Raw genomic sequence first — 15,631 nt, 5'->3', positions numbered from 1 at the left:
TTTGGCAAGATTCGTTGTTTAAATCCAAAATAATCTCCATGAAAAGCTCAGTTTATTGTATGCTGTTTCTCTTTTTGATTTCCTGTAACTCTTCAAAAGAAAAACAACTTTATAGCGCTAAAGAGTACGGTGTTTACATTCAAGGAACTATCGCAGGAAAACTTTCTAGCTCCCAGGCAAAAGATGGTACATATATTTACTCTTATTCTTATAACGATAGAGGTAGGGGACCCGAAATTGAAGAGAAAATCAAACTAAATGAAAATGGGGTTATCTCGTCGCTTGAAATTTCAGGTGTAAACTACCTAAAGGATACCATTTCTGAGGTGTTTTCAGCCACGGATGGGAAAGCCAAATGGGAAAGCACAACCGAAAAAGGAGAAAAAGCTTTTGACAAAGAATTGTTTTATGCGAGCGTCAATGGCACATTGGGCGATACGGAATTGTTAATCAGAAAGCTATTGGAAAAGCCCGACCACTCCCTTGATCTGTTACCCATGGGAAAAGTGGCGTTGACCCATATTGAGGAGGTAATGGTCAACGACATCCCTTTGAAAATTGTTGAAATTTCAGGGCTTGAATTTGTGCCTTCCTATGTATGGTTAGATGACGATAACCGGATTTTTGCATCGATTTCATCATGGCTTACTATGATTGAAGAAGAAAATACCAACCTTTTGGAAGAGCTTTCCGAACTTCAGAAAAAAAAGGAAGATGCCTTCTTTAAGAAACTCGCCAAAGAACTGACAGAGATTCCTAAAAATGGTGTGGCCGTCAAAAATGTAAACATGTTCGACTCCAACACCGGAAAGATATTGCCAAATAGTACGGTATTGATCAAGGGAAATAGAATAGAATCCGTTTCTTTTGATAATCCTACTATTCCCGAAGGGATGACCATCATCGATGGCTCCAACAAAACTTTACTTCCTGGCCTTTTTGATAATCATTGTCATGTACAGCGTGAAGACGGAATTCTTCATTTAGCGGGTGGGGTAACTTCGGTTCGAGATATGGCAAATTCAAGAGAGCTTATCAAAATGAAAAAGGAATTTGACAGTAACACCAATATTGGGCCTAGAGTGGTGACCTTGGCGGGTTTTATAGACCAAAAAGGTCCTTTTGCAGGGCCTGGATTGACCATCTCAAATGTGAAAGAAGGACTAAAGGCTATTGAGGATTACAAAAAAGATGGGTATCAACAAATAAAATTATATAGTTCAATCGCTCCTTCTTGGGTAAAACCACTCGCACAAAAAGCCCATGAGCTTGGTATGAAGGTAAGTGGACATATTCCCGCCTATATGCTTGCGGAAAATGCCATAAAGGATGGCTTTGATGAAATACAGCATATAAACATGGTTGCGCTAAACTTCTTGCCAGATACCATTGACACTAGAACGCCTCTTAGGTTTTCTGCGGTTGCAGAATATACCCATGAACTGGATTTACAAAGCGAGGAATTTAAGGCTTTGATAAGGCTTTTGAAAGAAAGGGAAATCGAAATTGATCCAACCGTTTCCATTTTCGAAGGTATGTTCATTGCCAAGCCTGGCGAAGTCGACCCTCAATACGAAGTAGTTGCCGATAGACTACCTATCCAAATAAGTCGACGCTATCTTTATTCCAGTGGTCTGCCAATTCCCGAAGGAAAGGAGCAGCAATACAAAGATTCTTTTCAGAAACTTTTAGACATGGTTTACGAGCTTCATGTTAATAATGTGACCATTCTCCCTGGAACGGATGCCATCCCCGGTTTTGCACTGCATAAAGAGTTAGAAAATTACGTTCTGGCCGGTATTCCGGCAAACGAAGTATTGCAACTTGCCACATTGTCCTCCGCTAAAAACACAAATATGGAGCATGAATTGGGTTCCATTGAAAGTGGAAAGCTCGCTGATCTAATTTTAGTTGATGGAAATCCAGTGGAGAACATTAGTGACATTCGACGTGTGGTTCTCACCATAAAGGATGGCAATATTTTTAGGCCAGAAACATTATATGCATCAGTAGGCGTCAAGCATTTTGAAGAGTGAACGCCCTTTTCTTTAGTGACAATTATTTTGGTTTTTATTCCTCGACATAGAATGTGGTTTCGGCATACCCCAAGTGACCCAGATTGGAAATGGCTTCGACAACAATAACATACTCCCCTGGAATGTCACCATTATAGAAACTTGTTGATGCTTTTCCGTTGTCATTTGCATATAGTAATGGGTCCCAATGTACTAAAGATCTCAAATCGGGCTTTTGTTCATCCGCTGGTATTGGTTTGTCATATTTTGGCACATAAAATTCCTTTATAGGAGAAAATACCTCTAACATAGTATTTAAGGTTCCTGGTGTTGGTTTATCCCTGGCATAAAGGCCCACATTGCCCTTTGTGTTAACCGAGATAATATGACCTGTGGAAGGTAGCTCCATAATTGGAGTCTCTGGGAAAATCTCAAAATAACTATGTTTAAACCTCTTTGCAAATTTGATTATCTCCAGACTTTCTACAATTGCAGGAGGCATATGGGGCACATATGTATATTCTTCTTTTTGAATTAGCCGACCATCTACCATCAATAAAGTGGGGCCACCTGCTACATGAGCAAGCATAAAACCATCTGGAAATTGCTCGATTTGAACTTCGCTACCATAGTTGAACATAAGAATGCTGTATAAACCATAAGACCACTTTTTCTCCTTTTTCAACAGAGAGTCACCTGAAATCAACACATCTGGCATCCCATATTTATCATAAATCTTTTTCCGTTTGGGGGTCAATTTATAATCTTCAACAATAACCTCTTCCAATTGGGTAACTCCGTAAAGTGAGTCCAGAACAATTTCCATTCTTTTTCGATTCTGCTCATTCTTTAAAAGAGCCTTAGTAATGGTGTCCACTTTATAAGCAAATGGATCGCTTTTAAACTTCGTCTTAGGTTTAGGACAAGCATTAAGGGATATTTTTGGTTTTTTCTTTGCTCTGTCGCTATTGGCATGAAGCATTACACGCATATTTTTACCGTAGGTGTCATCCAACAAAAATTTAAAGTTTCCTAAACTGTCACTGGTCGCTGAATATATTGATGTTTCTTTTCCAAACATAGCTAAGGTTAAATCAATATTTTCTTTTTTATGTTTGAAAGAGTTATGGATTGCCTTTCCCCTTATTACTAGGCCTTCCTGTGGCCAATAAAAGATGTCGTCTCGTCTTTCACTTGGGTGTTTGTAGTTGCGCCAACCCTGGGTCAGCAATAACACATCAATATCTTTTAGGCGATCAGGGTTGCTTTTGTCAAAATAACGTCCTGGGTTTTCTATGTTCCCCCTTATCTCCGACTCTAAAAGAAAATACGACCGGATATCACCATCCACTCCCCTCCGCCATTGATTTTTGTGGACAACTTTTGTGGACAAGCTTGCCATTATCGTATCTTTTCTGGGCTTTAAGACCTGAATATCCAAAGAGGTCTTTTCTCTTTTTGAATAAGAAGTTTTAACCGTTTCAAGCTTTATTTCTAATTGCTCTTTTCCTGACTCGTTATAAAAAAGGCGTTCAGCGATTGATCTATCCTGCTCATCCATTAATGTAAAAACCACAATTCCGTCAGGAAGATCTTCTGCGGGAATTTCAGAGGTCAATCTTCCATTTTGTAGTAATCCTTCAATCCTATAATAATCCGTTCCTCTACAGCTAGCGTTAATCGTAATACCATCTTTTTGTTGGTTCGAAGCTATCCGAAATCTTACTTTATCCTTTACCTTATAAACAGAAAGTAAGGTTCCATGGTTGTGGACCTTGGGCAATGAATATGTTTTTACCTTCGTTTTTTCTTCTTCAATTGGCCTTACTTTGGCGTAATAGGTTTCATCGCGACTTGGGGTCAAATGAAAAAAACCCATGCCCAATGCGTTACTTTGAAAATCCGTTATCACTTTTCCCCTGCTGTTATAGACGGTACCTTGGATTTTTCGTCCCCTACCATCAAATCCCATAGCTTTGAACCCTATTTTATTTTGTAATGCTTGTATCATTTTCCCACTTTCAGGGAAAAATTGAACATCCAAAGAGGTATCTTCTATTACAAAAGTCTTGGAATGGTTCAATCCATTTTGATCCGCTAAGGAAACTTTAACCCATGAGCTTTTCTTTGGAATTTCTGACTTTAAAAAATACGTAGTTATTCCATTTTTTTCTGCAATTACCTCCTTTCCATCTGCTCCCCAATCCAGATAGGCATTAAGTTTATCTGAACCTTCATGGTTTTCATCATCAAAATTTAAATTGCCAGATAAAACTTTTTCCCCTTCTTCATTCTGTACAATCACCAGTTCTTCAAAGAGATTCTTATCTCTTTCTTCTAACCCATGTACTGTAATATATTCTTGAAATATAAAATCATCGCCAAAATTCTGGTTCCATTGTGTATAGGCTCTTATTAAAAAACGACCCTGATATCCATTTTGTAAATCAATGTTGCCATGGCCAAGCCCAACATTCAATTTTACAAGTTTATGCTCTATGATTTGATTATCATCATTTATCAAATCGACATAAAGAACCCCACTGAGTGTTGAAGGGGTATGATCCCTAGAATCTGTAACAATAGCCTTAAACCAAATGGTTTGATTCGAAATGTATTCGTTGGAATCGAGCTGCAGATAAATCTTTTCCGGTGTATTGAAAACTGAGGTAGTGTCGCTAGAGCTTTGGGAAAAGCTACAAATACTCCATAGCAAAAAAGCTATCAAAGACAGGTTTTTCATTCTTTTAAAAGCAAATTGGCATATATAATTGTTCTGGGGAAGTTTAAATGAAACTACAAAATCCGAAAGAAACCTTAATCGACTTTTACAATTTATTAGGAAAAATGGATGCAAAAAAAAAGGCCCGTCCTTTAAGGATGGGCCTTTCAGCTTACTTCGTGTCGCTATTTACTTCTTATAGTTGTCGTTCAATATTTTCAGAACGGCATCCGTAAGGTTGTGTGCATCCTGACCATAGAGGACCGCTCCTCCATCGCCACCACCTAGGATATAGGTAAAACCATTGGCTTTTCCATACGCCTTTATCTCTTTTTTAACCTTGCTAACCAATGAGTCCATTTCGGTTTGGCTGTTCTGTTGTAATTGCTGTTCTTCTTGCTGCAGTTGTTGACCTACAAACTGTCCTTTTTGCTGCAACAAAGTATATTCTTCTTGTGCGCTTTTCTGGGACATTTTCTGTGCCTTTGCCTGAAACCCTTGGAGTTCCAACTGAAACGCCTGCGAAATACTATCTCTTTTTTTTGTCAAAGCATCAACCTTAGTCTTGAACTTTGCTTCTATATCAATTTTTTCTTGATAGCCGTCCATTAGTTTTACGTTGTCTACATATCCAATTTTGTTTTGTTGACATGCAACGGTGACTAATGCAACTAGTAATACAATTCCTTTTTTCATTTCTCCGATTTAATGATGCGCAAAAATAGGAAAGCTTTTTTAATGACTATGATTATCCCATTGTTAATCTTAAAAACCAAGGCTGTTTGTAAAATAGATAATGTTTATTGAAGTTGGCAATTCAAATAAAGTTTAATTATTCTAAAGAATTTTTTAAACCATTTTTAAGAGCATTTCTTAGACCTTCGGCCCTATTTAGTATGGTTAAGAAAAAGGGCGCTTCAAGGCTCTGAAAATGTCTAATTTCTCTTTTTTATAATATATATGTGGGATGAGTACTCTTTGGAAAAGTATGCTTTAACGTTTGACCAAAGTCCTATAAAAAAAGCATTGACCAGATACAATTTGTTTTGCTTGTATTTTTCAGAAAGTAATGAAACATAAAATGCATCAAATATCATTGGCTTTATAGAAAGTACTTCCATGTCATGCTTTTCAAAAAGTCGAATAATTGACTTTTTTGAAAAGTGCCACAAGTGTCTAGGCACATCGTAAGCCGCCCAATATTTTCCGTAATAGGTTGCATCAAACGATCTATAATTTGGAACAGCCACTACCAATATACCATTTGCATCTAGCAGATTGCAAATCTCTTCAACTTTCTTCTCTAGATTAGGCAGATGTTCCAATACGTGCCATAATGTTATAACATCATAGGACTTCTTGTCCAATGTACTGATGTCTTTCACCAGCTGTAAGCCTTTCATTGCCGCATTGGCTCTAGCCTTTTGGTTAGGTTCTATTCCAGAAACAATATAATCCTTAGACTTGGCTTTTAGTAGAAAATCACCGGTTCCAGCTCCATAATCCAACAAAACATTACCGTTAACATTCTGATTATCAACTAGTTGAATCTTTTTTTTAAGACTAAAATGCTTCACCCATTGATATAGCCTATCAGTAAACGTAGCCCGAGAATCCGTATGCGAAATATACACCTCGCTGTTATAGTACACTGAAAGATTCTCTGGTTGTGGTTTCGTAACCAGCATATCCATATTATCATCGTAAAGTAACTCGAAGTCTTCCCCGGAAACGGAGTAGTCCCTAGTTTTTAAAAACAACTTCATTGTAGTTGACAGTGTTCAAGTATTCGTTTTTCAGTTGTGTAAGATACGCTAAAAGCTGAGGTCTAAAAATTGAATCTTCCTGTAAACAATCCTTTTGATTATCACTAAATATCTCAATAGCTACATACCAATTTCCAATACGTGATGTATGAACTTCCTCCAACATGGGGTCCATTTCTGTAGTTTGACTTAAAATACCATCAATCATTAAAGGAATCAAGTTAATCGTCTTTGTGGGAATCTCTACTTCGTAAAAAGAAAAATAAAACTTTTGGCCATTTACCATAAAAGGAACTTCAACATCCACGTAATAGTCTTCTAGTTGAAATTTAGTGTTGATGTAATTGTAAAATTCATTTTCATCTTTAGGGTCTTCAAAAATGAACATGGACTTTTTAGGCAAGCCTCTTTTAAATCTTTTGCCTTTAGTTATTTTATAATCTTTAATGATCGGAGCTATTCTTAATGGAATACAAGAGGTTAAAAAAACTAAAGAAACTCCCAGAAGTAATCTTCGATTCATTGCTTTTTGGTTTGACTGATTAAGTCAATCAAAAACCAAGCCATGACTTTTAAGTATGATTAACCACTCCCATGTTCCACGTGGAACAAAATATACCTATCGCCCCAAAAAAACCAATAATACGCTTATGTCCGATGGAGATACCCCGCTGATGCGAGACGCTTGAGAAATAGTAACGGGTCTAATTGCCTCTAACTTCTCCCTTGCCTCATAAGAGAGTGATTTAAGTTTAGAATAGTCAAAGCTTTCGGGAATCTTGACATTTTCAAGTCTATGAAGCTTATCTGCATTATTTTTTTCCTTCTCAATATATCCCGAATATTTGACTTGGATTTCTGCCTGCTCCAAGACCTCCGAATTTAACTGGTTCTCTTTAACAAAATCCGAAACAGAGTTCAAGCTCAACATGTGATCCATTGTAACTTTCGGTCTTGAGAACACTTTAAAAAGTTTGTCTGATTGTTTGACGACCGCGGAAGAAACTTCCTCTAATATTGGGTTGATTTCATCCGGCACAAAACTGGTTTTCTTGAAAAATTCCACAAACCTTTGAGACTTGTCTTGTTTCTCTTTCATTCTCCCCATTCGTTCTTCCGTAGCCAATCCAAGTTCGAAACTTTTTGGCGTAAGTCTTAAATCCGCATTATCCTGTCGAAGCAACGTTCTATATTCTGCCCTTGAAGTAAACATTCGATAAGGCTCTTCCGTGCCCTTAGTAATCAAATCATCTATCAAAACACCAATGTACGCCTCGTCCCTCTTTAAGATAAAAGGTTCTTTTTCGTTAATCTTCAAATGAGCATTTATTCCCGCCATTAGCCCTTGAGAAGCAGCCTCCTCATAACCTGTAGTTCCGTTAATTTGACCAGCAAAATACAAGTTATTTACCAACTTTGTTTCTAGAGTATGCCTCAACTGAGTGGGTGGAAAATAATCATATTCTATAGCGTATCCAGGTCTAAAAAACTTTACATTCTCAAATCCCTTGACAGACTTTAGTGCTCTATACTGAACATCCTCAGGAAGAGAAGTTGAAAATCCGTTCACATAAACCTCAACAGTGTGCCATCCTTCGGGTTCAACAAAAATTTGATGTGCGTCTTTTTCCGCAAATCTATTGATCTTATCTTCAATGGACGGACAATATCTTGGGCCAAGGCTTTTTATTCGTCCATTAAACATTGGAGAGCGATCAAACCCTTCTCTCAATAAATCATGAACCAAAGCACTGGTATGTGTCATATGACAGTCCCTCTGTTCTTTCAAAATCGGGGTGTTCAAATACGAAAATTTCTCTGGATAAACATCTCCAGGTTGTGGAATCATTTTACCATAATCAAGCGATCTTCCATCAACTCTAGGGGGGGGTTCCTGTCTTCATCCTTCCACTATCAAAACCAAAGTCTACTAACTGCTCTGTAATTCCCGTTGCAGCTTTTTCTCCAGCTCTGCCCCCTCCAAATTGTTTTTCTCCAATATGAATTAAGCCATTCAAAAAAGTTCCATTTGTAAGAACAACTGCCTTAGCCCGAATATCAACACCCAATGAGGTTCTTACCCCAACAACTTTGTTGTTTTCAACCAACAACCCAGAAACCATCTCTTGGTAAAAATCAGCGTTTGGTGTACTTTCCAAAGCCAATCTCCATTCCTCAGCAAAACGCATCCTATCATTCTGCGCTCTAGGACTCCACATGGCGGGGCCCTTAGATTTATTAAGCATTTTAAACTGAATCGCAGATTTATCAGTTATTATTCCGCTATAACCTCCAAGTGCATCAATCTCTCTTACTATTTGTCCCTTTGCTATTCCACCCATTGCCGGATTACAAGACATCTGGCCAATATTCTGAAGATTCATAGTAACCAACAGTGTTCTGGAACCCATATTTGCAGCAGCGGCTGTAGCTTCAGCACCGGCATGACCACCACCAACAACTATAACATCATATTCTTTTTCAAACATACCTATGGTTCCACGTGGAACAATTTTATCTTTTCCTCTTCTTTTGTTCGCATCACACTTTGCTCATCTTCCGTCTTATCTGCGTAACCCATCAGGTGCAATACTCCATGACTCATAACCCGTAAAAGCTCATTTTCGAAAGTAACGCCATACGTTCTAGCATTCTCAGAAACCCTGTCGGAGGAAATAAATATATCTCCAGAAAGTGTTCTTCCACTAGAATAGTCAAACGTGATAATATCAGTAAAAGTGTCGTGATTTAAGTACTGCTGATTAACATTTAGCAAATAATCATCAGTACAAAAGATATAATCAATTTGTCCCAATTGAAAGCCTTCAGATTCAATAATCCTACTTATCCAATCGGAGAATTTCGCTAAGTCTTTCAGCTTTAGTTCTGACTCAAAATGAAAATCAATCATTCTTAAAATAAACCTTGACCTTTTTGTCGTAATCCTGCCGCAAAGGTAACGCTTGTCTATTTAATATTTCAACATTGTTATTGTGATACTCAAGGATTTCAGGTTTGGTGATAACAGGGTTTTGAAATTTATTGTCATTTGTATTACTCTCCCTTTTACTTTCTTTTCCCTGTTTTAAAGAAGCATTTTCAAGCTTCATTAACTGATGTTGAATTGTATTGACCTTATTAATTGTTCTCTGAGTAATTCCATTCTGTAACAAATCGTTTTCAAAATCTTCAATTTGCCTAACCAACTTTTCAGCCAAATTTCTTTCCCCCTCATTTATCATATCTTTCAACTGCTCCTCTAACTGTTTCCTCAAAAATTGTTGTTCCTTATATATCTCGTAAATCTCATTTAATCCCATCTCCTCTCCGTCGGGCCCGTTCAAACCACCCTGGCCACTTTGACCTAAAGACTCCCCTTTTTGACCCCTATTTCCTTCACCCTGGCCATCTCCTTGTTGCTTGTTTCCCATGGCATTACCGCCTTCTTCCCCGTTTCCTTTCTTACCTTCTTTACCCTCTCCACTCTTACCAGCATTATTCATTCCCTCCTGTATTCCCTTTTGTCCTTGGATAATATCAGGAAGTTGAAAGCCTCCTTTTCCCTGCCCGTTTCCCTTTCCACTGCTCATGCTTTCTTGCATATTATCAAGTATGTTGGCCAAAAAATCCGCCAACGCATTTGTGGCATTTATAATATACTGTTGATGTGAGGCTCCTCGAAAAACCTGATTATCCGCAATACTCTCGAGTGCTTTATCAATATTATAATACACCTCGGTTATTTGTTCATTTACAAATTCAGATAACTCAGCTCTGCGCAACGACAAGGAAAAAAGACTGTCATCAACATGTTCAAATAGGCCCCTTAATTCTTTCTGATCCTTTACCATTTTTGAAAACTGAGAAATCTCTATATCCGAATTTTCAACATTCTCAAACAATCCTTCTTGTTTGAAAGAAAACGTAACCAAGTTATCCAAAATCTGTCGCAACATTTCGGCATCTTCTGTGACCGATGATCCCCCACCACTCATTGAGGTTTCTGACAAAGAATTGCTCATCTCCTTCATTTTTTGAGCTGCTGCCTTTTGTTTTTGTGAGATACGATTTCCTGCTCGTTCTTTCTCTTCACCATCCGATGATTCCTGATTACCCTGATGCTTGTTTATCTCCTCTTCTGCATCCCTTTGATCTTGTTTAACAGCCCTCTGTTCTCCAGGAGTTATATCAAAATCGAGCGGTTTTTTGAGCGCTTTATTATCTTTTCTCAAGCTATCAATCTCGCCAGATAAATTGTCGAATTCTTTACTAAGTTCTTCCTGTAACTTTTCGTCAAGTTTATCCCCCAATTCCATTTCCGACAATTGTCTTTGTTTCTCGGAAAGCTTATCCAACTCTTCCGCTAAATGAGTCATCTTTTCGGTAACATAGTATCGCTTGGTCAATTCCAAAATCTGTTCTAGATTTCTAGTCGCGTTGCGTTGGTTCTTCTCAATCTCTTCAAGCTTTTTCTTTAATTCGTCCTTATCAATTTTATCAGATAGTTTGTTTAATTCTTCCAGGAGTTTCTCGTTTTTCTTTGCCTCCAATTCTTGACGTTCCAACCTTTCCTTAAGCATCTTCTTCCTTTCATCCGATAACCCATCTTTATCAAGGCTTTTATTAAGCTGTTTACTAAACTTTTGCATTAATTGCTCCTGTAGTTCTTGTTTCTTCAGAAAATCCTTTATCTCGTTTTGCTCTTCAAAATTTAAATTAGCTTCATTTTTTTGCTTCTGGTTAATCTCAGATAATCTCTCACTTTGCTCCTTATATTTGCTCAACGATCTATCCCAATTCTTTAAAGCACTGTTTTGAAAATCTAACTCTTTGTTTTTCAGTTGATTATCATCCAGTAAAGCAGTTTTGAACACTTTACTTTTCTTTACCTTTCCTCCTCTAATCTCATCATTATCAACTACTTCAAAAAACAAACTATAACTTTTACCTTCTTTTAGTTTAAATCCAGATGGAAATGTATAATAAAACTGATGTACGTTATTTTTCGGTGACTCCAACACAATTCTTTGAACATCCTGTGCATCATCCGAAGGAAAACAAACCGCCCTAATTTCATTTACCTTATAATCATCCGAGGCCTGTCCAACAAAAAAAGTCTGATTAGGGTTTATTGAGTCCAAAATCTGCTCAACCTCAACCAAAGGGTACGCATCTTTAATAACCTCCACCTGATATCCTAAAACTTCGAAATCCCTCACATTAGAGTTAGAGCTTTTTAATTCATATGATAAGCTATTGTACACTTTCATATTATTATTGAAGTAATCTTCATTTTTTTTAAAAGTGACAACTGTATCAGACATATCCATAACTATTTCATCAACATGCCTACCAATAACTTTCCAAGTAATTTCGGTTCCCTCAGGAACAACAGCGTTACCCGTACCAATGATTTCTTCGGGCGAACGCAAAGTATAATTCGGATAGGTTAAATTCAGTCTAAAATCCTCCAGAGACGGTGTGCTAAAGCTCCTAATCAAGTATACTCTGGAATCCCATCCATTTGCTGTTAGAAAAAAAGAATTTTCCCCAACCGGTGCCTCAATTGAATGAGTAAAAACTCCACCCCTTTTCTGAAGCAATAGTTCTTCTCCATCTATAACTATAAAAATGTTTTCCGGTCTCACATCACCAACAGTCTCTACTTCAATAACAAGCTTCTCATTATCCAAGACTTCCAATTTTTCATTCAAAACACGAAATTCAAAAGGTGCAGGTTGCTCGTAAGCCAAATCATAATTAACCACTCTATTATATGATCCAAAAAAAGAAGCAATGTTTCCTGAAATCCAAACAAGTACAACTATGCCGACCGGTACCAGTAGATACTTAAGGTAGCTCCAGCTTTCCTTTAATTTTACCGCCTTTACAAAAGCAAAATCATTTAGGTTCCTACTTTTTTGTTCAATACTTGCCAATAATAATTCAGAACTTTCACCAACCTGGCCAAGTTCTAAAAGGTTATATAGTTTGTCATCTATACTTGGAAAATGAACACCTATTAGGCTGGCAGCTTCCTTATTACTAAGCCCCTTCTTAATCTTAAACAGGTAAAACATGGGCACAAGAACAAACCTGAACAACAACAATAGCTCAACCGCAATGAACGCAAAGAACAATATAAACCTCCAGTCTTGGTTTAACCATAACATGTACTCCAAAAACATGACAGTGAATAGAAAGAGCAGCCCAAGTGATAAAAAAAGCAAACTCCCCTGAATCAATTGTTTCAAGTAATACCTGGTAGTAAACTCGTTAAGTTTCTTTAAAATCTCGTTATAGCCTTGCAAATTGTAATATTTATAACCAATATACCCGAAAGCCCAGTATACTCCTTAAAACTTTTTGTTAAAACAGCCATTGTCAACTATTTTCTGCTGTATTGTCAAATACTATCTTTGCGGTTCAAAATTGACCCATGAATCAAAAAATAAGGGTGCGTTTTGCACCAAGTCCAACAGGTCCATTACACATAGGTGGTGTGCGCACAGCACTTTTTAACTACCTATTCGCTAAAAAACATAACGGAGATTTTGTGCTCCGTATTGAGGATACCGATCAAAATAGGTACGTAGAGGGAGCTGAGGAGTATATTATTGAAGCATTAAACTGGTGTGGCATCCCATTTGATGAAGGGCCTGGGAAAGAAGGTTCAGTTGGGCCATACAGACAAAGTGAGCGAAAACATTTATATAAAAATTATGCGCTAGAGCTAATTGACAAGGGCCATGCCTATTATGCTTTTGATACTCCTGAAAAACTTGATTTTCACAGAAAAGATCATGAAGCCAAAGGAAAAACGTTCATATACAACTGGCATAACAGACTAAAATTGAACAATTCGCTTACTCTTTCTGAAGATGAGGTAAAGGACAAAATAGACGCCGGTCAAGATTTCGTGATTCGTTTTAAATCGCCACAAGATGAGACTTTAATCCTTAATGATCTTATTCGTGGTGAAATCAAAATTGACACCAATATCTTGGACGATAAAATTCTATTCAAGAGTGATGGAATGCCAACTTACCACCTTGCCAACATCGTTGATGACCACCTAATGCAAATATCCCATGTGATTCGTGGTGAAGAATGGTTGCCCTCTTTGGCGCTTCACCAATTACTCTACAACGCCTTTGGTTGGAACGCTCCACAATTTGCTCATTTACCTCTAATCATGAAACCGGTTGGAAAAGGAAAATTAAGTAAACGAGATGGTGAAAAAGGAGGTTTTCCCGTTTTTCCGTTGTCATGGAACGAATCCCAAGGTTACAGGGAAGCAGGTTATTTTCCAGAAGCAGTGGTCAACTTTTTAGCCTTATTGGGCTGGAATCCCGGAACAGAACAGGAGATTTTTAATCTTAATGACCTAGTTGAAGCTTTCAGCCTAGATCGCGTCAACAAATCAGGAGCACGATTCGATCCAGAGAAAACAAAATGGTATAACCATCAATATTTGCAAAAAACCAATGATGTCGAACTAGCCGAATTATTCCAAAAACAGTTTGCCACAAAATTAGGCCCTGATAATTCTCAACTGGATAAAACTCTTATTGAAAAAGTGGTTTCCCTAATTAAGGAACGTGCAAATTTTGTTTCCGACTTTTGGGGGTTATCCAGTTATTTTTTTGAAGCACCTTCTTCCTTTAATGAGAAAATGGTGAGAAAGCAATGGAAAGAAGGTACGCCAGCACTAATGCAAAGTGTTGCCTCTATTTTTGACAATTGTGATGATTTCTCTTCTGCTCGTGTTGAACAACAAGTCAAAAACTGGATTACCGAACAAGAGCTTTCCTTTGGAAAAGTTATGGGTCCCCTACGATTGATTATTGTTGGAGATATGAAAGGGCCACATTTGTTCGATATTTTGGAGCTTATTGGAAAAAAAGAATCCCTGGCTCGTATCGAAACTGCCATTACTTCGCTTTCCAATTAAGGTTGTGTAACAAATCCGTCAAATTATATACATATCATTAAAAGGTGTTTTGTACCTTATTCCACTAATCATAAATCAAATCGCTATGGGTTACTTTTGGATTCCAGCCTTAATTATTGCTGGATTATTATTTTTCTCTTTTGTTTTTATCGTAAAACAGCAAACCGCAATTGTAATTGAGACATTTGGAAAGTTTACCAGTGTTAGAAATTCAGGTATTCAATTTAAGATTCCTATAGTTCAAAGAATTGCAGGTAGATTGAGTCTTAAAATCCAACAATTGGATGTTATTGTTGAAACCAAAACTTTAGACGATGTTTTTGTAAAACTCAAGGTTTCTGTTCAGTATGTGGTTATCAGAGAAAAAGTTTATGAAGCTTTCTACAAATTGGAGTATCCGCACGACCAAATTACCTCTTATGTATTTGATGTGGTTCGTGCCGAGGTTCCAAAAATGAAACTGGATGACGTATTTGTAAAAAAGGATGATATTGCCATTGCGGTAAAAAGTGAACTACAAGACGCTATGTTGGAATATGGATATGACATTATTAAAACCCTGGTAACTGATATTGATCCAGATGCACAAGTAAAAGAAGCCATGAACCGAATCAATGCTTCTGAACGAGAAAAAATTGCTGCACAGTTTGAAGGTGATGCCGCAAGAATTTTAATTGTTGAAAAAGCAAAAGCAGAAGCAGAAAGTAAAAGATTGCAAGGACAAGGTATTGCCGATCAGCGACGCGAAATTGCAAGAGGGTTGGAAGAATCCGTTGAAGTATTGAACAAGGTTGGCATCAATTCGCAAGAAGCTTCTGCTTTGATTGTTGTTACCCAGCATTATGATACTTTACAATCAATCGGAGAAGAAACCAATACAAATTTAATTTTGCTCCCCAACTCACCACAAGCTGGAAGCGATATGCTGAATAATATGGTTGCCTCATTTACCGCTAGCAACATGATAGGTGAGCAAATGAAGAAAACCGGAACAACCAAGAAAAAAGAGTAAATCGTTCAACATTTTGCATAATTAAAAAGGGAACCTAAAGTGTACTAGCCACTACTTAACCTGACAGTTGTGGTTAATCTGACACTTGAAAAGAACCTTTAAGCTCATTGTATTCGATGAGCTTTTCTTTTGCTAAAAGTATGGAATCCTCAAAAGTCTGCA

9 protein-coding genes and 1 pseudogene are annotated in these 15,631 nt (G+C 37.5%); 3 read left to right on the top strand and 7 right to left on the bottom strand.

Annotation, left to right across the window (positions count from 1 at the left end):
• Nucleotides 1-38 precede the first annotated feature (38 nt).
• Nucleotides 39-2,036, top strand: coding sequence for an amidohydrolase family protein (locus E4661_RS14375; RefSeq protein ID WP_136468156.1), 1,998 nt, complete (start codon nucleotides 39-41; stop codon nucleotides 2,034-2,036).
• Nucleotides 2,037-2,070: 34 nt separating this feature from the next.
• Here E4661_RS14375 and E4661_RS14370 read toward each other — a convergent pair whose 3' ends face one another.
• From E4661_RS14370 to E4661_RS14340, 7 genes and pseudogenes are all read right to left on the bottom strand, one after another.
• Nucleotides 2,071-4,758, bottom strand: a complete 2,688-nt coding sequence (locus tag E4661_RS14370) for a hypothetical protein (RefSeq protein WP_136468155.1) — start codon at nucleotides 4,756-4,758, stop codon at nucleotides 2,071-2,073.
• A 168-nt stretch (nucleotides 4,759-4,926) separates the two neighbouring features.
• On the bottom strand, nucleotides 4,927-5,433 hold the full coding sequence (locus E4661_RS14365; protein WP_136468154.1) for an OmpH/Skp family outer membrane protein: 507 nt from the start codon (nucleotides 5,431-5,433) through the stop codon (nucleotides 4,927-4,929).
• A gap of 239 nt (nucleotides 5,434-5,672) precedes the next feature.
• Nucleotides 5,673-6,503 (bottom strand): class I SAM-dependent methyltransferase, encoded by an 831-nt coding sequence (locus tag E4661_RS14360; RefSeq protein ID WP_136468153.1) that lies wholly within the window; start codon nucleotides 6,501-6,503, stop codon nucleotides 5,673-5,675.
• Entirely contained in the window at nucleotides 6,481-7,026 is a 546-nt protein-coding gene (locus tag E4661_RS14355; RefSeq protein WP_136468152.1) for a hypothetical protein, read from the bottom strand. Before E4661_RS14355 ends, E4661_RS14360 begins: the two co-directional genes overlap by 23 nt.
• A gap of 96 nt (nucleotides 7,027-7,122) precedes the next feature.
• A pseudogene (gene mnmG, locus E4661_RS14350) lies at nucleotides 7,123-8,992 on the bottom strand (tRNA uridine-5-carboxymethylaminomethyl(34) synthesis enzyme MnmG).
• A 2-nt stretch (nucleotides 8,993-8,994) separates the two neighbouring features.
• Nucleotides 8,995-9,414 carry an rRNA maturation RNase YbeY gene (gene ybeY, locus E4661_RS14345; protein WP_136468151.1) on the bottom strand — a complete coding sequence of 140 codons (420 nt, stop codon included), beginning with the start codon at nucleotides 9,412-9,414 and terminating at the stop codon, nucleotides 8,995-8,997.
• Entirely contained in the window at nucleotides 9,407-12,814 is a 3,408-nt protein-coding gene (locus tag E4661_RS14340) for a DUF4175 family protein (protein ID WP_136468150.1), read from the bottom strand. The genes ybeY and E4661_RS14340 overlap by 8 nt, the downstream gene beginning before the upstream one ends.
• 128 nt (nucleotides 12,815-12,942) lie before the next feature.
• Between E4661_RS14340 and gltX the strand changes: the two genes are divergently transcribed.
• On the top strand, nucleotides 12,943-14,457 hold the full coding sequence (gene gltX / locus E4661_RS14335) for a glutamate--tRNA ligase (protein ID WP_136468149.1): 1,515 nt from the start codon (nucleotides 12,943-12,945) through the stop codon (nucleotides 14,455-14,457).
• Between the two features lie 85 nt (nucleotides 14,458-14,542).
• Complete coding sequence (locus E4661_RS14330; RefSeq protein ID WP_136468148.1) at nucleotides 14,543-15,469, top strand: SPFH domain-containing protein; 927 nt, start codon at nucleotides 14,543-14,545, stop codon at nucleotides 15,467-15,469.
• Nucleotides 15,470-15,631: the final 162 nt, after the last annotated feature.

It is taken from the genome of Flagellimonas onchidii (assembly GCF_004804315.1).
In the GTDB taxonomy this organism is placed as follows: domain Bacteria; phylum Bacteroidota; class Bacteroidia; order Flavobacteriales; family Flavobacteriaceae; genus Flagellimonas; species Flagellimonas onchidii.
The sequence above is the reverse complement of the archived record's forward strand: the minus strand, read 5'-3'. Positions and strand labels throughout refer to the sequence as shown.

Bases quoted from the DNA above. Each gene is read 5' to 3' on its own strand.
- E4661_RS14375 (WP_136468156.1), top strand. From the start codon at position 39: ATGAAAAGCTCAGTTTATTGTATGCTGTTTCTCTTTTTGATTTCCTGT.
- E4661_RS14370 (WP_136468155.1), bottom strand. From the start codon at position 4,758: ATGAAAAACCTGTCTTTGATAGCTTTTTTGCTATGGAGTATTTGTAGC.
- E4661_RS14365 (WP_136468154.1), bottom strand. From the start codon at position 5,433: ATGAAAAAAGGAATTGTATTACTAGTTGCATTAGTCACCGTTGCATGT.
- E4661_RS14360 (WP_136468153.1), bottom strand. From the start codon at position 6,503: ATGAAGTTGTTTTTAAAAACTAGGGACTACTCCGTTTCCGGGGAAGAC.
- E4661_RS14355 (WP_136468152.1), bottom strand. From the start codon at position 7,026: ATGAATCGAAGATTACTTCTGGGAGTTTCTTTAGTTTTTTTAACCTCT.
- ybeY (WP_136468151.1), bottom strand. From the start codon at position 9,414: ATGATTGATTTTCATTTTGAGTCAGAACTAAAGCTGAAAGACTTAGCG.
- gltX (WP_136468149.1), top strand. From the start codon at position 12,943: ATGAATCAAAAAATAAGGGTGCGTTTTGCACCAAGTCCAACAGGTCCA.
- E4661_RS14330 (WP_136468148.1), top strand. From the start codon at position 14,543: ATGGGTTACTTTTGGATTCCAGCCTTAATTATTGCTGGATTATTATTT.